Here is a 16,434-nt window from a genome sequence, read left to right on the forward strand (position 1 = left end):
GGATTACTGCTACAACTACTTTCGGGACCACCCCGAGCCGACGCAGGATGTGGAGAGGAGCTGCCTCCAGCTTGGTTACTACCTCGCCAGCTGGGGGATGCTGCGCGGATCGACGTACCTGTTCGCCGAAACGAATATGTACCACTACGCCAAAGCGGTCCAGGTGATTGAGGACCTCAACCCGATCATGTGTGAGATTGACGCCGAGAGCTACCTTAATCCGCGTGCCCGTGCGGAGATCATCGGCGCATATTGGGCCCTGCGGAAGGCACTTGTGCCAGATGGCGTCTCCCACGTGACCCTCGTGGGCAAAGTGATGCTCGGTGTCTGGGGGTGCCTTCCCTCTTTCGACACGTACTTCCGGCGGGGCTTCGGGAAGATGGCCGATACAAGGGGAGAAAGGACCGCCTTCAATACGGTCAGCGACCGTTCCCTCATCCTGCTGGGCGAGTTCCACGGCAGGCACTACGACGAGATCGCCGGCCTCAGCGCCGAGTACACAACGCTCGACTTCGGTGGAGAGTTTACGGCTCGCCGACTGCCACTGGCCAAGGTCATCGACATGTACGGGTTCCAGCTGGGCTACGCCCCTGACGCCGGGTTCGACCCAGTACTCACTATCCGCCGCTGCCCCGCACATCCCGGGAAAATACCTGCACTGCGGGAATCCGGAGGTGCACATCTCAGTCCGCTGCGGACCCGTCAGCGCGGGAGGTCCTCCGGCCGGTCCCCTGCGGGTATCTACCTCGACGCGTTCGGATGGGCGTTCAGCGCTACCGTCCGAAGTCGTCGCCGGCCTGGGGCCGGCCTCTATGTTGCGGCGAACGGGTTGTTGAAGCGGCTCGGACGGCGGCCAGGGTCTCTCCGTCTAGGAGCGGCCCGTCAGGCTTGGTGCGCCCCTTCGTGGTCTCAAGCTTCGGGCTGGCATCCTTGTCGACTACGCGGTACACGACGTATTCGCTGACGCATCCATAGTCGGCTGCCACGGCGGCGGCGTTGGCCGCGCAGATGGACTCTGGGGCATCGGCGCTGGTGAAGAGCGAGGCCGGGAAGGACGGTGGCACCCAACGGCCTCCCAGCTCGGCGTCACGGCCGGTGGCCTCGCCGTTCTCGGCTTCAAGGTAGCCGCGTTCCCAACGTCCGAGGGTGCGGGCCTCGCTGACTGCCCGGGTGGTCTCGACGTCGGCGACCTTTACGTCGTAGCCGGCTGCCTGCAAAGCGTCCAGCTGCGCACGGGCGTTCTTCTCCCCTGAGAGCGTGCCGTCGATGATGATGTTGTCCCCCCGGTCAAGGGCGTCCCGGATCGCTTTCTTGGCCAGGATGGAGGATTCATTGTGGACCAGGGCCGCCAACTCGCGCGGGTAGAACTTCTCCCCGGCTGCTTCCAGCTCGCGCACCTCATCCGGAACCAGGTAGCTGTCATAGCTGCCGTCGGCAAGGGCCTGCACCAGCAGCTCGTCTTTGAAGTCATCGGGGTTGATGGACAACCAGTGCTCCGGGCCCGTCCGTGTCTGGGCGATGAGCGCATCCTGCGCGGTGGACTTCCCCGCCCCCGGGGGGCCGGCAAGGACGATGGCCTTGCGGTTCCTGAGCACTTCCGGGTGCGCTGCGACGAAGGCTGCAAGGATCTCGTTGTGCAGGCTGCGTCGTTCCTGCCGTGGCTGCTGCCGTTTGACGTTGAACCATTCCGGATTCTCGGTGGTCGCGTGCCGGGAGTGGGCCGTCAGCGGTCCGCCATCAGCGCACAGGCGTTCCAGATGGGCGCGGTGCGTTGCGGCCTGATCGTCAGTAGTCACGCTCTACAGAGTAGTCACGGCACGTCCGGAGCGTCTTCGGCCGCGTCCAGGATGATGTCGTAGGCGTCGCCGTCGATCAGGCCTTTGTCGAAGGCCTCCCCCACTTCTTCGAAGGTTCCGGGAGGGTTGGGGGGAAGGACCGCCTTCCACTCCATGGCCAGCTGTTCGGTGTTGTCGGGGGCTTTCACATAGGGCCACGCGGACAGCTGGCGGATCATCTCGCCGCGGTCGATGTCGCCGGCGGCGTAGCGCTCCGCGATTTCGTAGGGGCTGGCCCCGCTGAACCCTTCCGGGATCGCCTGCACGCCTCTGGATTCAGCCTTCGTCAGCGCCTGGCTGATGGCGGACTGGGTGATGTGCAGGGCACGGGCGATGTCGCGCTGCGGCAGTCCTTGCTGCACCGCTTCGCGCAAGGCACGCAAATAGTCCAGACGGCCCAGGTCCTCACGGGCCAATGCGCGGCGTGCCAGATCGATGGCGTGGTCGGGGCTGGTAATCGTCATCTCCGAACCTCCTATATTAGTAAGCTTATCAGCTTCGGATGAGTTCCTTTTAGACCTAATTCGTCCATGCCCGACGCCACCCCACACCCGTGATCGTGAGCCCAGGCGGGCAAGTCCATACCTACCCGCTTTACTGCCGGCTGTGGGCTTCTTCCTCTTTGGAGCGGCGCCCTGTGCGGGCGCTTCCTGGCGGCAGCGGTTCCCAGGGCTTGCCGTTGTTGTGCCGACGTTGCATCCGGCGGACTTCCTTGAGCGTAGCGGCCTCGATCAGCTCCGAGATAGACGCATATCCCTCGAGGTGGCCGGCGGCCGCGAAGGCCGCCCGGACCTGGCCGGCATCCGCGGTCGCGAAATACGGGCTGAAGCTCTCGGGTTTGGCCTTGCTCACTCCCCCGCGCCCTTTGCCTCCGGCGACACGCGCTGCAGCAGGGCGTTATGGACCTGTTCAAGGGTCGCGGCACGGACCTCGGCCGTGGCCAATCTGCGTGCCGCGTCCGCGGCCTCCTTGGCAGCGGCCCGCTCGGCCTCCCGGGACTCCTCCAACTGCTTGCCGATCACGGCAAGCTGGCGCTCCAGCGCGCCCCGCTGAGCCTCCAGCCGGGTGATCTCCTCGGCGTGAGCAGCCGCGGCAGCGTCCTTGTCGACGGCAGCTTGGTCGAGGTCGGCGACGAGTTCGGCGATTTCCTGGTCCTTGTCTTTCCGTTCCTGCGCCCAGAGGGCTTCCACGGCGGCGTGGCGTTCAGCGGCCAGGGCGGATGCTTCGGCCCAGCAGGCTCCAGCGAGGCGGGCTGCCTGTTCCAGCAGGGCCGCGGGGGTGGCGGCGACCTGCCCGCCGGCGGCCTGTTTTTCCTCGGTCCATTCCTTCAGGTACCGGGTGGCATCGGCGTTGCTCACACCGGCGGCCGCGCGGACCGTGGACACCGTAGGCCGGCGCTCGGCACTGATCTGCTCGGCCGCGGCATAGACGCGGTCCTTCACACTCGACGTCATCAAAGCACCTCTTCGATTATTGATCATGGATAGTAGTAGGAGTAGTAACGATACTACTCCCACTACTGATGTTGAAGTTTAGAACGGTGGTTCGGTGTCGGGGCCGTTGCCCCAGCCGCCGGCGTTGCTGGTGGACTGCGTGGCCCACGGGTCATCCTGCGGGAGGGACCCGCCTGTGCCGCCAGGCTGGGTGGTGTCGCCCTGGCCGCCGAAACCGTTGCCCCCGGAACCGCCGGGTCCGGCACCGCGTTGGGTGTGGTTGATTTTGGCGTTGGCGTAGCGGAGGCTGGGGCCGATCTCCTCGACCTCGAGCTCAATAACGGTGTGCTTCTCGCCTTCCTTGGTCTCGTACGACCGGGACTTCAGGCGGCCGGAGACGATGACGCGCGTGCCCTTGGTGAGGGATTCTGCGACGTTCTCGGCCGCTTCACGCCAGACCGAGGCCCGGAGGAACAGGGTCTCCCCGTCCTTCCACTCGTTGGTCTGCCGGTCGAAGGTGCGCGGCGTGGAGGCGACGGTGAAGTTCGCCACGGCAGATCCCGAGGGCGTGAAACGGAGCTCGGGGTCACTGGTTAGATTTCCGATCACTGTAATGGTTGTTTCGCCGGCCATGATGTGGACCTTCCTTAGGGTGTGGTTGAGCGTGGTGGCTTCGGTTTCAGGGCTGTCTTGCTCGGTGTCGTACCAGGGCGCCGCGGGGTCCGGTTCCACCAGGTAGGGGTCGATGAGGGGGACGTTGATGGTCCTGGAAGGGTTGGCTTCGAGCCCGAACCAGTCCCGGTCCGGGTCGAACCGGCGGGGCGTGAGGGCGAACCGCTCCTGCGGGGTGTTCATCAGGCCGCCTTGTGGTGCATGGCTGCCTGGACCAGCTTGTCCCGGCGCAGGCCGGCCCAGTGGTCTTCGTCATCGGCGTTGTTCACAATGACGGGCGCCTGGGAGTAGCCGAGTTCCTGGGTGATGTATTCCAGCGCTGCAGGCACTTCGGTAATGTCCACCGCTTGGTAGGTGATGCCTTTGCGGTCGAAGTAGGCCTTCGTCTCATCGCACTGGCTGCAGGCCGGCTTGGTGTAGACGGTGTACTCGGCTGGGGTTGAAGTCATTTTCAGTCCTGGGTTTCGTATCGGTTCTAGTTGCGTTCGTCTGGCTGACTTTCTACGTCAAGTCTATCTTTTTTCATATGAAAAACAAGGCCTTTTGTCCTTATTTCACGGGCTTTTTGACTGTTTTTGTAGAAGATAATTGGTGAGCCCAGCGCTGGTGGGCCCGTCAGCTCCCGGCGAATAGCCGCAACATGCCTGGTCCTCGGAATAGAGCCTTCGGTAAATGCCGGCCCGCACCGTCGGTGACGTTCTGCCCCCACACAGTTGTCCTTCGATTCACCTCGTCCACGGCCATGCTTTTCCTGCGGCGGAACGCCGCTACCGGCGGTGCCGGGCTGGGACTACGCTGTGCCCACAATGTTTGAGGGTGTGCCGGCTGCGCTGCGTCCTCCTGTGGCTCTCGCCCTGGCGAAAGCCGTGGAGTCGATCCCGCACGAGAATGCGCTGCCCGGCGGCTCGGTGTATGAGATGAAATGGGACGGCTTCCGCGCGGTTTGTCTGGTCGGCGCGGATGGCGTGTCGTTGTTCTCGCGGCAAAACAAGGACTTGAGCAGGTACTTCCCGGACGTCTTGGCGGCCGCGGGTGAGCAGATCCCACCTGGTTGCGTTGTCGATGGCGAGCTGGTCATGTGGTCCGAGGGCCGGCTGGATTTCGATGCGCTTCAGCTGCGCCTGGTGACGGCCAGGGCGGCGCTGCCTGCGCTCGTACGCGAGCGGCCAGCCTCATTCGTGGCCTTTGATGTCCTGGCCGTGGCCGGGCACGATACCCGCGGGCTGCCGTTCACGGACCGGCGCGCGCTGCTGGAGGAGCTGGCCAGGCATTGGGTGGCCCCGTTGAATCTGTCACCGGTGACCAGGGACCGCGCGGTGGCGGAGACCTGGTTCAAGGAGATGACGGCCACGGGGGTGGAAGGGCTCGTGGTCAAGGGCGGGCAACAAGCCTATGAGCCCCGGAGGATCTGGTTGAAGGTCAAGGCCCGGAACGTCGTTGATGTGGTGTGTGCTGCGGTCATCGGACCGATGGCCCGACCGGAGACGGTGGTCGTGGGCCTACCGATGCGCGGCAGGCTGCGGATTGTCGGCCGCTCCACTCCCTTGTCGGCCCGGGCGGGCCAGGATCTGGCGCGGTATCTGCACCCGCCGCGGGGAGACCATCCGTGGCCGGACGAAATCAGCGAGAGGATGGTGGACAGGTTCAACAAGGAAAGCGGCACGGTGCGCCTGACTCTCGTGGAGCCGTTGGTCGTGGAGGTTTCGGCCGACGTCGCCTGGTCCGGGCGTGCGTTCCGGCACCCGGTGCGCCTGGTGAGGGTCCGTCCCGAGTTGAATCCGGATGAGGTTTTCATCGCCCTTTGATATCCCCTGAAATTCAAGGGACTCGGAAATGACGATAAGAGATTGATGTCAGACACCACAAGGGAAGGCTTGCGCCCTGTCTCAATGTTGTATTGCATGCAACAACGAGTGTGGGCGAGCCAGAGTCGAGCGATCACCACGAAACTCAAGGCGAAGCCAGAGATCGCAGCGTAATTGTTCCACGATGAACTGCTTCCGATAAATGTCCGAACTCGGCGCGCCACCGCCCCCGGCACCCTCCGGAGTGAGTTGTGGCTGGCGCAGGTAAGTAAAACGCAGGATTTGCGCGGGATTTGCCAAGGACCTGCAAAGTACTTTCCCACTTAGGTGGAATCCGGCCCGTCGGCAGCCGCGAACGGGTCAAGATGGTTCCGGGGACCTGTTGGAGACATGGCCACTTGTCGGGGCCGCGTCCATCAGATGAAAGCGATCCGGGAAAATGACGCTTCTTAGGTTGACCACTCGGCTGGCCGTGGGCGCTGGTATGCTTCCCTCGAATCGGGCATCGGGTCTAGCTGAGGGGGATCACATGCCAGTCGATCTACAGCGCCCGCCGGTTGGAGCAGCACGCGGACGCCGGGCAGCATTGACCGATGCCAAAGTCCTGGCCAGGGCCGGTATTGCCGGCTGGGCGGCCCGGCTTGGTTCACCGGGGCCCGAAGAACCGTTTTCCCGCCGGATGGCCCACCTGGGCGGGGTCATGTCCGTGGCTGTTCTGATCCTGTATCTGCTCTGGCGGATGATGTTCACCCTGCCGGCAGGCGGGCCGAACCTGGTCATGGCCTGGATCCTGGTCACCTTCGAGGCACTTCCGCTGCCGGGACTGGTCCTGAAGGTTCTGGCGTTGTGGAACATCGACAGCCACCCGCCGGCCCCGGTCACCGAGCCCCCTCATGGGATGAGGGTGGCTGTCCTGATCCCCACCTACAACGAACCCGTCGAGGTCCTGTCCCCGACGATCGCGGCGGCCTGCGCCCTGGAACCGGCCCACGAGACCTGGGTGCTGGACGACGGGGACCGCGAATGGGTCGCCCGGATGTGCGAAGCCTTCGGCGCCCGCTACGTCAGACGCGAGGTCCATGACCACGCCAAGGCCGGCAACATGAACCACGCCCTGCAGTTGATGGCCGAGGAGAAAGCGGCCGGGGCCGAGGGCATCGACATCATCGCCGTGCTGGACTGCGACCACGTTCCCCTGCCGACCTTCCTCACCGCCACCCTGGGCTGGTTCAACGACGAGAAGGTGGCACTGGTCCAGGGCCCCCAGTCCTTCTACAACAGCGGGGCGTTCGATGACGACGGCATCACCGGCGAGCAGGGGATGTTCTTCAATGTCCTCATGCCCTCCCGCAATGTCCCCGGCGCCGGGCCGTTCTGGTGCGGCTCAACGTCGCTGCTGCGGGTCAAGGCACTGCTGGAGGTAGGGGGTGTGGCCACGGAAACGATCACCGAGGACATGCACACCACCTTGAAACTGATCCGCATCGGCTGGAGAACCGTCTACCACCACCAGACCCTGGCTGTCGGCCTGGCACCGGCGACACCTGACCAGTACCTGCTCCAGCGCCGGCGCTGGGGCATGGGGGCCATGCAGATCCTGGTCCACGAACGGCTGTGGGCAGCCAAGAGCTGGATGTCCTGGCGGAACTACCACGAATACCTCAACGGCACGCTGTGGTGGCTCGAAGGCATCGGCACCCTCATCGCATTCCTCATTCCCGTCGTGGTGATGTGTTCCGGTGCTCAGACCTCCACCGCCGGACCAGTGGTCTTCACCGCCGTGTTCGTTGTGATGTTTACGCTCCGCCTGTGGGGCTCCCGACGTCTGATGCGCCGGGAAATCCACTGGCCGACCGCCTTCGCCTTGCGGATCTTCCGCGTCCCGGTCGGGCTGGCGTGCCTGTGGTGGCTGCTCTCCCGCAATGTCCTGGAATTCGAAGTCACCCCAAAAGGTGCCGCCGAACTCCGGCGCAGGGGCAGGACCCCCGGTGTCCTGAACGCAATGATGATCGGCGTGGCGGCGGTCGTTCTCTACGCCGCCGCCGGGGTCATGGGCTGGGTGCCCTGGGCATCGACCCCGGGATCAACGGTGGCCGCGGGTTCCTGGCTGGTGCTCGCCGCGGTCGTGCTTCTGCTGGGGACACGGCGGATCCGCGCCGCGGAATACGCCACCTCCCGGCGCAACGCCCACCGCATCGCCGTCAGCGCCACGGCCAGCATCGCCGGCTCCACCGGGGAACTGCTGGACATCTCCGTAGGCGGAGCCGCCGTCCGGTTCCCCCGGGGGGTGCTGCCGGGCTCGGGCACGGTCCGGCTCGAACTGCCCGGGCAGGAACCGGTGGCACTACAGATCATCCGGGTGACCGACGGACCGGACGGCTCCCAGACAGCCTCCCTGAAAGCAGCGGAACAGGACTGGGAGGCCTACCGGGCCCTCTCGCTCTGGCTCTTCCACACCCCCGCCGGCGCCTTGCCGCACTTCCCCGCGGGAGTCCCCGCCGTTGCGTCCCTCCGGATCCGCTGAGCCATCCATGACCCGGCCAGAGGATCAAACGGATTCCAAGAGAACTCTGCATCCCGGGTGCGGGCGTTGCTGTCACCGGATCCGACCGAAGCGTGTGCGATGATCACTCATCTGAACCCAGATTTAGGCGGACCGGGTACGTGGCAATGAATCTTGACACTGAAAGTCTCCGGGTGGCGTTCGCGGTGGTGGCGCTGACCCTCGCCGTCTTGTTCTACTTCGCGGACTTCCGAAGCACCCGGTCCCCCTACAGCGCCTGGTGGTGCGTCTCGTTGGCCCTGTTCCTGGCCGGGTCTGCAACGTTCCTGCTCGAGGAGACCCCCTACCGGTGGCTGGCCAACCCTCTGGGGAATGCTTTGCTGGTGGGCGGGGCGGCCGCGATCTGGGCCAGCGCCCGCTCCCTGAGAGCAGTCCCGGCTACTGGCTGGATGCTGGCGGGAGGGCCGGCATTCTCGGCACTGGCCGCCGCCATGGACAGCCCGGCCACCAACCCCTTCGCCGGCGACCTGGTGTTCCTGGTCATGATGTCCCTGATGCTCGGCCTCGCTGCCAGGGAACTGGCATTAGGAGGTTCGGAGGTCTCAAGGCTCCGAAAGTCCACCGCGATCGCCGCCGCGGCCGTCTCCTCCTTCTACCTCTGCCGGCTCCTTGCATTCATCATCGACGGACCCCGAGGATCCTGGTACAACACCTATGTCGGCTCGGCGCCGACAACCTTGATGGGCATGGCCTTCCTGTCCGTCGCATCGTTCAGCATGTTCGCGCTCAGCAGCGAAAACCAGACCAAAATCCTCAGGACCGCCGCCGCCCAGGACGGGCTCACCGGGCTCCTCAACCGTGCCGGATTCCTTGACGCGGCCGGCGACAGGCTCCGAGTGGACGGCAACCACGGCGCCCTGGTCCTGGCGGACCTTGACCACTTCAAATCCATCAACGACAACCACGGGCACGCGGCAGGGGACACAGCCTTGAAAGCCTTCGCCGGAGCGTGCAGGGCAGCAGTCCGCTCCGGGGACCTCGCCGGACGGATGGGAGGCGAGGAATTCGTTCTGCTCCTGCCCGGGGTCAGTGCCCTGAAGGCACAGGCGATCGCCGCGGACATCAGTGACCGCTTTGAAGCCGCAGGCGCGGGGGCTGGTTTCACGATGCCCACGGTCAGTTACGGCATTATCCCCATCGAGGAAGATGCAGCGGATCTGGAGCAACTCATCGCCGCCGCGGACATCGCCTTGTATATGGCCAAAAGCCTCGGTCGGAACCGTTCAATCATCGGGGCCTCCTACACATAGCTTGGAGCAGGACTCATTTGCCGCGGATCACCCGGCCGCACGGGAGTTCTAAGAAGAATATCTACGGCTAGGAATAACGGACTCCACCAGGAGTCCGTCCCGAGCTGGATCCTGCAGCTGTGCAGTTCCCCGGTCAACTGTCCGGGTCGTAGAAGGCGAATGAGCCGGCGCGGGTGCGCCGGCTCATTCTGTTTTCCCTCGGAAAAAGGAAATCCATGGGTTCAGCCAGGCTGAATCCATTGTCATGCCGATGCCTGCCGCAACGTTCCGGGACCGACGGTGTTCCTGGTGGCGCGGCTCCCGGCATGGCCGAGGTGTGTGGCGTTGATGGCGGTCCGCCGCTGGTGAGTGGCTGCCCTGGTTCCCCCGGCGCGGCGGACCGCCCCGGCATTTTCAGGTTCCCTGCGCATGTTCGTGGTGAGTGGGCGGGGCTTTGCCGGGCGGGGGTTCCGCCCGGCAAAGGGGGTTAGGCCGCGTCGGGTTCGTCGGCCTCGGTGGTTTCCCCGATGGGGGTGTCGGGGTCGGTGAGGATGATTTTCTCCACGTCGCTGGGTTCGTATCCCCATGCCATGAGTTCGGTGAGGTAGTAACGAGTATCGCTGTGGCGGTTCCGCCAGCTGGTGCGGTCGATGTTCCCTTCGTAGGCGGTGATCATGGTGGCGAGGGTGACCGTTTCGGGTTTGGTGGAGGGCTTGTCCACGTAGGCCTTGAACTCGCCGTAGCCATCGCCGGTGCCCAGCAGTTCCGCTGTCAGGGCGGTCTTGTTCAAGGCCTTGCCCAGGATGTAGTTGGAGTGGGCGATGGTGTGGGCGATGAACCTGTGGGCGTTCTTGGGAAGTGCCTTGCGGGACAGCAGGGCTTTGACGAAGTCCCGGCGTACCACCTGGGCCGAGTCCATGGCCTTGTTGTTCTCGATAACCTCCCGGCGCGCGGCCTTCTCCTCCTCGGTCATGCCTCCGGCAGGGGCCTTGCCTTCCTTGCGCAAACCCCGGGCCTTCCAGTCCGCCACCGCGAACCTCGTGTACAGGCCGCTGTAGCCGGTGCCGAGGTAAACGGCGTCCGCGTCCGGCTCCGTGAGCGGCACGCCTTCGGCGGTGGTCAGTTTGGAAATTGCGGCGGCGGCTCCCTTGTAGTCGTAGTAACCCGGGTCTTCCTCCAGAACGGTCAGGCCCTTGGCTTGAGCCTCGGCTCTCGCTTCGGCGATCAGGGCGGCGTTGCGGCGCCCGTCGCGGAGGCGCTGGGCTTGGTGGGCAAAGCCGCCGGGGTTCTCCATGGCGAGCCGTTCCAGCGTGGCCACGGCCTCCGGTGCGTCCGCGAATTCCTCGATCACGGCTGACTGTTCCAGCGTCAGCCCTTGTTCGAGTGCCTGGGCTGCGGTCGGGTTGGACTTCACTTTCAGTGCGGTGTCCACGACGGCCTTCTTGGCTCCCATTTTGCGGGCGATGACGCTGGCGCTGACGCCGAGCAGCGACATCTGGTGGAACGCTTCGGCGCGGTCGGCGTCCGTGAGTGCGCTCCGATGGTCGTTTTCCACGACCTGTGTTGCCAGCCGGTCCGCTTCTTCGGGGTTGTCCACGATGTGCACGGGGATCCGGTTCCGTCCTGCTTCGATCGCTCCGAGCGTGCGGCGCTGTCCCATCAGCACGTGCACGTTTCCGTCCTCGGTCCGATGGGCGACGACGGGGACGAGCACGCCGTGTTCTTTGAGGCTGGCCACAAATTCCTTGGTCAGGCCTGCTTCCTTGCGGACATTGGTGTCCACGGTGAGAGTGGCGGGGTCCAGCATTTCCAGCACGGGTGTGGTGTTCATGGTTGTGTGTCCTTTTCCGAGGATGTGGCGGGTGGGGCGGCTTAGGTGACCGGCCAGCGTCCCCTCTCCCCCGTTGTTTTTTGGTTGCTGGCAAGCTTGCTTGCTCGGCGGCCGACGGAGCCCTGTCTACCCCCAGGGCAAGGCGCGGGAATATCCCGGAGGAAATCAGCGACGAAGGAGCGCCGCAGGGAAATTCCTGCGCCGCAGGCCCCGACGAAGGAGGGGCTAGACAGGGTGGAGCGGACGCCTAGAATCCGAAGGACAGCAACCAGAAAACGTCGTAGACAAACAGGGGGCAGGGGGTTCGGAGCTCTGCGACGACACGCCCTGGACCCAACAGCCGGCCGCGAAGCGGACGCCCCGAAGGGGTGCGAGCCCTGCGAGCATGTTCTTTCCTCAGGTTCCCGCGGTCTCGGGCGGGCGGCGGTTAAGGCGAAAGAGCCGGCGCTGAGGTGAACTGCTCCCCTAAAGCTGGACTGAGAAATCAGTTCTGACTTTAGGGGAGCAGTTGTATGCGTGGAAGAAGTTCGTTGTCCGAGGAGCAGCGCGAGGCCGCGGTAGCGTTGTTTGAAACGGGTTGGGGTGCTTGGGCGGTAGCGACCCGACTCGGAGTAGGTAGAGGTGCCATCAAACGTTTGTATGGTCGATGGCGGACACGCGGAGGTACGACGCTGGTGGCGAAGCCAACACGACCGGTGTTCTCGTTTGAGTTCAAACTTGATGCTGTGCAGCGATACCGCGCGGGTGAGCCCAAAGTAGGCCTGGCGAAAGAGCTTGGGCTGTCTTCTCCACTGTTGCTTGAGAAGTGGGCGCGTCAGTACCGGACCGAAGGCGAGGACGGGCTGCGCCCCAAGCCGAAAGGCCGTCCAAAGACGAATCCCGGGACAGCAAGGAAACCTGAGTCCGAGGTGGAGCGACTGCGCCGTGAGAACGAACGCCTTCGCGCAGAGGTGGCGTTCCTGGGAAAAGTAAACGCCTTGAGGGACGAGGAACAGCGCTAAAGGTCCGCGCTGTCATCGCTCTCAAGGCTGAACACCGGTTGGAAGTTCTCCTGGACGTGGCCGGGTTAGCCCGGTCCACGTTCTTCTACCACCAGTCCCGCCTCCAGGGCCCCGATCCTCGGGCGTCCCTGAAGGCCGCTATTACAGAGATTTTCAAGAAGAACCACGGCCGGTACGGGCATCGCCGGATCCATATCGAACTGCTCAAGCAAGGGTGGACGGTCGCCAAGAAGACCGTGCTGAAGCTGATGCGTTCCCTGCGGCTGGTCTGCAAGGTCCGAAGCAGGAAGCGGTACAACCCCTACCAGGGCGAGCAGGGCATCGTGGCCCCGAACCTGCTGAAACGCCAGTTCGAAGCGGATGCACCAAATCAGAAGTGGGTCACGGACGTGACCGAGTTCAGCGTCGGTGACCGGAAGCTCTACCTCTCACCGATCATGGATCTTTTTGACCGGCAGATCATCTCCTACGCAATTGGAACGTCGCCCAATCTGGAGCTGGCGAATGCTTCCCTGCGCGGCGCTTTAGCCACGCTGGAGGAAGGGCAGAAACCGCTCGTGCACTCCGACCAGGGATTCCGGTATCAGCACAACTCCTGGCGTACACTCTTGGCGGACGCCGGCGCGGTCCAATCGATGTCACGCAAAGCAAACTGCTACGACAACGCCGTCATGGAGAACTACTTCGGACACCTCAAGGAAGAGCTCTTCCACCGTGTCCGGTTCCTCAACACCGACGCACTGGCGTCGGCGCTGCACGAGTACATCCGCTGGTACAACACCGAAAGAATTTCCACAAGGCTAAAGGGTTTGAGCCCGGTGCAGTACCGTACTCAGGCTCTTGCGGCATAGGAGCCTCGAACGAATTGGCATACGACTCCGGGAGCAAAGGTGTATTCCCCTGGGTTCAATCAAGGTTCTTGTCCAGTCCGGGCGTCCCGGTTTAGCCTCGGGAGACAGCGAGCAATAGGAATGACTCAATGAGTAGAAACTACGTCATTGCCCAACTGGTCTTGGGCTTGGTTGCCCTGATCTGCGGGTTGGTCGTCATATTCAGAGACCAAGCAGCTGTATTGCCCGGCCTGATGCTGGTGCTCTTTGGATCTCTGCTGTCGATCAGGTCGTTCTACAGGTATCGGAAGGAACGGTCGGGGCCGTCGAATCCTGACTAACGCGGGTCGTGTCCCACTGCTCCGGGCGCCAGAAAGTTAGTGTCGCCGTGACATCGCGGGCACTAACGACAGCCTGGCTGGCCCGCGCGAGGTGATAATGAACAAATGCCTAATCCAACCAGGTTCCTGGGGCGCAGGTTACATGCGAGAAGGCTCCGTCCCTCGGGGGGACGGAGCCTTCTGTGAAGAGCCGATCGCTGGCCGCTAAAGTAAAGACATCGCATTTGCGAGTCCAGCTTTAGGGGACCAGTTCAAGGCGCCGGCTCTTTCTGTTTTCCCTCGGAAAAAGGAAATCCGTGGTGCAGCGTCGATGCTGCTGTGGGTTACGGCTGCTCGAGCCGGTGGTCTGTTACGGGGAAGTCTACCGGACCGGTTTCCGGGCCTGCCGTGAGCAGGCGCAATTCCAGCAGGTCTTCGATCTGGCTGGCATCGGGGCCAACGGTGTCGTCCTCGGTCATGCGGAACTCTGATGCCATGGCGGGGTTTCCTTGCCTGGGTTTCGGCGGTGTCCTTTCACCCTAGCGGCGGATCCTGCACATTGTCTGAAATTGGTGCTGCGCCCGCGCCAGCGTTGACGGCGGCCGGGGGAGCGCAGCGGAGGAGGCCGCCGCCGCACCCCGGAGGATCGGAGGATCGGCAAACCAAGGGGCCGGACCCCAGTGGGCCCGGCCCTTGATTCTTCCGGTTACCGGATGGTCGGCGTGTAGGACATGGCCTTGTTCCGTGCACAGTCAGCGACCAGTCCACGGTTGAGGAGCTCGGTCAGCAGCGACGCCAGCCGGTAATCGGTGACATCGTCCATGGCGAGCTTGAAGTACCGGGCGGCGAAACTGGACTTGCCCTTGAGCCATTCCAGCCAGCCGATCAGGCAGAGCATCGGTGCGCGCTGGCCTTCCGGGGTTGCCTTCATCAGTTCGAAGGCGATTTCCTGGGCGCGGTCCACGCGTGCCCAGTCCGGACGGGCAAGGACCACGCCCAGCAGGACGGAGGTGAACTGCTCCGGCGCGGTGGTCATGACGTCGGCCATCAGGTAGTCCCGGACCGTAGGGTGCTGGAACGCTCCTGCCAGTTCGTGGGCGCGCCCGGCGGTCAGGGCTTCCGGGTTATCCAGAGCCTCGGACCAGATGGCCCGGCTGCGGTCCACTTCCCCCGGCCATCCTTCGGGCGTGTGGGCCTTGATGGTTTCCCGGACTCCCGCGTCTCCGGTGAAGGGTTCCGGTGCGGTGAATCCGGTGACCATGCTCCCCCGGTAGATCAGTTCGGCGTTGCCGTTGCTGGTCGTGATCGCCTCCAGCGGTTCGTCCGGGCAGCATCCGGGGTCGGTGCACAGGTAGTTCCGCCACGCGTGGGCGGTGACCATCCATGCATCCTTCAGCGGCATTTCCGCTGTGGCCAGCTCGGTGCTCAATGCCTCGACGTGCGCCCAGTAGGGGCGGGAGTTTCCGGGGCTGTTCTCATCGGTGTAGATCACGAGTAGGGTGCCAGTGGCGTTCTCGTCCGCGCTCAGGTGGCTGACGAGCGTCTGGGCGTAGCCGCGCGGGTCCGCTGCGAACGGTGCGTCCACGCGCAGGGTCGCGCCGAGCCGCGTTCCGTTCATGGTCATCACGACGAAGGATTCCTTGGGCTGTTCCCCCAGTGTGTGCGGGATAAGCGCGAGGATGTCGGCCGGGTTGGTGAAGCTGATGAAGTCGTTCATGGTTGTGAGTCCTTTTCCGAGGATTGGTGAGGGAGCGGCGTGACCCGGCCAGCTACTTCCTTTCCTCCCCCGTTGTTTTTTGGCTGCTGGCGAAGCTTGCGGAGCTGTGGCCGACGGAGGCCTGTCTACCCGCAGGGCAAGGACCGTGGAATCTGCGGAGGAAATAAGCGACGGAGGAGCGCCGGAGCCGATTCCGTGGGCCGCGGGCCCCGACGAAGGAGGGGCTAGACGGGGTGGAGCGGACACGTAGAATCCGAAGGACAGCAGCCAAAAAACGTCGTAGACACCAAGGTTCAGGGGGTCCGGAGCTCTGCGACGGCGCGCCCTGGACCCAACAGCCGGCCGCGAAGCGGACGCCCGATTACCTGGTTGCAGCGAAGCGGAAACCAGGACTCGCCAGGGCGCGGCTGGATCCTCCCGCACCAGCCATCCCCTCAGGGCAGGCCGCCAGCATCAGCCACCACGCGCGGCCTTCATGCGGACGGCGGTCCGTCGCCGGTGACCACAGCGGCAGCCGGCCACGACGACGGACCGCCCCACCCAGCGCGGAAAGCGAGTTTGCGCGGTGATGAAGGTTCGGGGGTTCCCCGCTCCGGGCGGAGCGGGGAACCTGCCGCCGGTGGTTAGGCGACGTTGAAGACGGTGCACGGCTGGCGGTACCGGCTGGGCAGCTCGGCCGCCGCCATGGGCAGGTCTTCCGGTCCTTGAGCCTGGCCGTTCTTCCACCAGTAGAAGGCGTGCTCAGTGATCGCGTCCCACTGCGCGGCCTTGGTCCGGTAGAAGGTGCACGTCACGTCGCCCTCGGTGTAGGTCGCGACGCCGAACAGGTTGCCGATCTCATCGGCGGTGCGGATCCCGGCGACCATGACATAGGGCCACTGGCCCAGGTCCCAGCCATCGCACCCCCAGCTGGGGATAACGGCCCAGCCGTGCTCACCGATAAGTTCCATCCAGTCGTAGCCGCCATTCAGGTGGTAATCGCCCAGCACTGTGACGCCGTGGATCTCTTCACCGGTGTCCTTGGTGGTCACGGTCGCTTTGCCGATTGTGTTCATGGTTGTGTGTCCTTTGCAGAGGATGTGGCGGGTGGGGCGGCTTAGGTGACCGGCCAGCGTCCCCTCTCCCCCGTTGTTTTTTGGTTGCTGGCAAGCTTGCTTGCTCGGCGGCCGACGGAGCCCTGTCTACCCCCAGGGCAAGG

Annotated in this window: 15 protein-coding genes; 5 read left to right on the forward strand and 10 right to left on the reverse strand. The window is 64.3% G+C overall.

The window, feature by feature from the left end; translation table 11 throughout:
* Positions 1 to 773 precede the first annotated feature (773 nt).
* From AB0O52_RS20625 to AB0O52_RS20650, 6 genes are all read right to left on the reverse strand, one after another.
* The gene (locus AB0O52_RS20625) at positions 774 to 1,796 is read right to left on the reverse strand and encodes a zeta toxin family protein (protein ID WP_364541688.1); all 1,023 of its coding nucleotides are present in this window, start codon (positions 1,794 to 1,796) and stop codon (positions 774 to 776) included.
* Between the two features lie 14 nt (positions 1,797 to 1,810).
* Positions 1,811 to 2,299: a hypothetical protein gene (locus tag AB0O52_RS20630; RefSeq protein ID WP_364541690.1), complete on the reverse strand. Its 489-nt coding sequence runs from the start codon at positions 2,297 to 2,299 to the stop codon at positions 1,811 to 1,813.
* A 130-nt stretch (positions 2,300 to 2,429) separates the two neighbouring features.
* Positions 2,430 to 2,687, reverse strand: a complete 258-nt coding sequence (locus AB0O52_RS20635; RefSeq protein ID WP_364541693.1) for a hypothetical protein — start codon at positions 2,685 to 2,687, stop codon at positions 2,430 to 2,432.
* Complete coding sequence (locus AB0O52_RS20640) at positions 2,684 to 3,289, reverse strand: DNA-binding protein (RefSeq protein WP_364541696.1); 606 nt, start codon at positions 3,287 to 3,289, stop codon at positions 2,684 to 2,686. The genes AB0O52_RS20635 and AB0O52_RS20640 overlap by 4 nt, the downstream gene beginning before the upstream one ends.
* A 78-nt stretch (positions 3,290 to 3,367) precedes the next feature.
* Positions 3,368 to 3,901, reverse strand: coding sequence for a single-stranded DNA-binding protein (locus tag AB0O52_RS20645; protein WP_364541722.1), 534 nt, complete (start codon positions 3,899 to 3,901; stop codon positions 3,368 to 3,370).
* 221 nt (positions 3,902 to 4,122) lie between these two features.
* Positions 4,123 to 4,389 carry a glutaredoxin family protein gene (locus AB0O52_RS20650; protein ID WP_364541699.1) on the reverse strand — a complete coding sequence of 89 codons (267 nt, stop codon included), beginning with the start codon at positions 4,387 to 4,389 and terminating at the stop codon, positions 4,123 to 4,125.
* Between the two features lie 357 nt (positions 4,390 to 4,746).
* Here AB0O52_RS20650 and AB0O52_RS20655 point away from each other — a divergent pair, with 357 nt between their 5' ends.
* From AB0O52_RS20655 to AB0O52_RS20665, 3 genes are all read left to right on the forward strand, one after another.
* Positions 4,747 to 5,745 (forward strand): ATP-dependent DNA ligase, encoded by a 999-nt coding sequence (locus AB0O52_RS20655; protein WP_364541725.1) that lies wholly within the window; start codon positions 4,747 to 4,749, stop codon positions 5,743 to 5,745.
* Positions 5,746 to 6,274: 529 nt separating this feature from the next.
* Complete coding sequence (locus AB0O52_RS20660; RefSeq protein WP_364541701.1) at positions 6,275 to 8,269, forward strand: glycosyltransferase; 1,995 nt, start codon at positions 6,275 to 6,277, stop codon at positions 8,267 to 8,269.
* Between the two features lie 146 nt (positions 8,270 to 8,415).
* Positions 8,416 to 9,558, forward strand: coding sequence for a GGDEF domain-containing protein (locus tag AB0O52_RS20665; RefSeq protein WP_364541704.1), 1,143 nt, complete (start codon positions 8,416 to 8,418; stop codon positions 9,556 to 9,558).
* 466 nt (positions 9,559 to 10,024) lie between these two features.
* Here the strand turns inward: AB0O52_RS20665 and AB0O52_RS20670 are convergent, their stop codons facing one another.
* Complete coding sequence (locus tag AB0O52_RS20670; RefSeq protein WP_364541707.1) at positions 10,025 to 11,368, reverse strand: ParB N-terminal domain-containing protein; 1,344 nt, start codon at positions 11,366 to 11,368, stop codon at positions 10,025 to 10,027.
* 725 nt (positions 11,369 to 12,093) lie between these two features.
* Here AB0O52_RS20670 and AB0O52_RS20675 point away from each other — a divergent pair.
* Positions 12,094 to 12,369, forward strand: coding sequence for a helix-turn-helix domain-containing protein (locus AB0O52_RS20675; protein WP_364541710.1), 276 nt, complete (start codon positions 12,094 to 12,096; stop codon positions 12,367 to 12,369).
* Positions 12,370 to 12,407: 38 nt separating this feature from the next.
* Positions 12,408 to 13,220, forward strand: a complete 813-nt coding sequence (locus AB0O52_RS20680; RefSeq protein ID WP_364541713.1) for an IS3 family transposase — start codon at positions 12,408 to 12,410, stop codon at positions 13,218 to 13,220.
* Between the two features lie 643 nt (positions 13,221 to 13,863).
* Here the strand turns inward: AB0O52_RS20680 and AB0O52_RS20685 are convergent.
* From AB0O52_RS20685 to AB0O52_RS20695, 3 genes are all read right to left on the reverse strand, one after another.
* Entirely contained in the window at positions 13,864 to 14,016 is a 153-nt protein-coding gene (locus AB0O52_RS20685) for a hypothetical protein (RefSeq protein ID WP_284750877.1), read from the reverse strand.
* Between the two features lie 209 nt (positions 14,017 to 14,225).
* Entirely contained in the window at positions 14,226 to 15,236 is a 1,011-nt protein-coding gene (locus tag AB0O52_RS20690) for a DUF4192 domain-containing protein (protein WP_364541716.1), read from the reverse strand.
* A gap of 623 nt (positions 15,237 to 15,859) precedes the next feature.
* Positions 15,860 to 16,291: a hypothetical protein gene (locus AB0O52_RS20695; protein ID WP_364541719.1), complete on the reverse strand. Its 432-nt coding sequence runs from the start codon at positions 16,289 to 16,291 to the stop codon at positions 15,860 to 15,862.
* Positions 16,292 to 16,434: the final 143 nt, after the last annotated feature.

It is taken from the genome of Arthrobacter sp. NPDC080073, assembly GCF_040686575.1.
Taxonomy (GTDB): Bacteria; Actinomycetota; Actinomycetes; order Actinomycetales; family Micrococcaceae; genus Arthrobacter.

Bases quoted from the DNA above. Each gene is read 5' to 3' on its own strand.
- AB0O52_RS20695 (WP_364541719.1), bottom strand. From the start codon at position 16,291: ATGAACACAATCGGCAAAGCGACCGTGACCACCAAGGACACCGGTGAA.
- AB0O52_RS20670 (WP_364541707.1), bottom strand. From the start codon at position 11,368: ATGAACACCACACCCGTGCTGGAAATGCTGGACCCCGCCACTCTCACC.
- AB0O52_RS20665 (WP_364541704.1), top strand. From the start codon at position 8,416: ATGAATCTTGACACTGAAAGTCTCCGGGTGGCGTTCGCGGTGGTGGCG.
- AB0O52_RS20690 (WP_364541716.1), bottom strand. From the start codon at position 15,236: ATGAACGACTTCATCAGCTTCACCAACCCGGCCGACATCCTCGCGCTT.
- AB0O52_RS20660 (WP_364541701.1), top strand. From the start codon at position 6,275: ATGCCAGTCGATCTACAGCGCCCGCCGGTTGGAGCAGCACGCGGACGC.
- AB0O52_RS20685 (WP_284750877.1), bottom strand. From the start codon at position 14,016: ATGGCATCAGAGTTCCGCATGACCGAGGACGACACCGTTGGCCCCGAT.
- AB0O52_RS20640 (WP_364541696.1), bottom strand. From the start codon at position 3,289: ATGACGTCGAGTGTGAAGGACCGCGTCTATGCCGCGGCCGAGCAGATC.
- AB0O52_RS20645 (WP_364541722.1), bottom strand. From the start codon at position 3,901: ATGGCCGGCGAAACAACCATTACAGTGATCGGAAATCTAACCAGTGAC.
- AB0O52_RS20650 (WP_364541699.1), bottom strand. From the start codon at position 4,389: ATGACTTCAACCCCAGCCGAGTACACCGTCTACACCAAGCCGGCCTGC.
- AB0O52_RS20655 (WP_364541725.1), top strand. From the start codon at position 4,747: ATGTTTGAGGGTGTGCCGGCTGCGCTGCGTCCTCCTGTGGCTCTCGCC.
- AB0O52_RS20630 (WP_364541690.1), bottom strand. From the start codon at position 2,299: ATGACGATTACCAGCCCCGACCACGCCATCGATCTGGCACGCCGCGCA.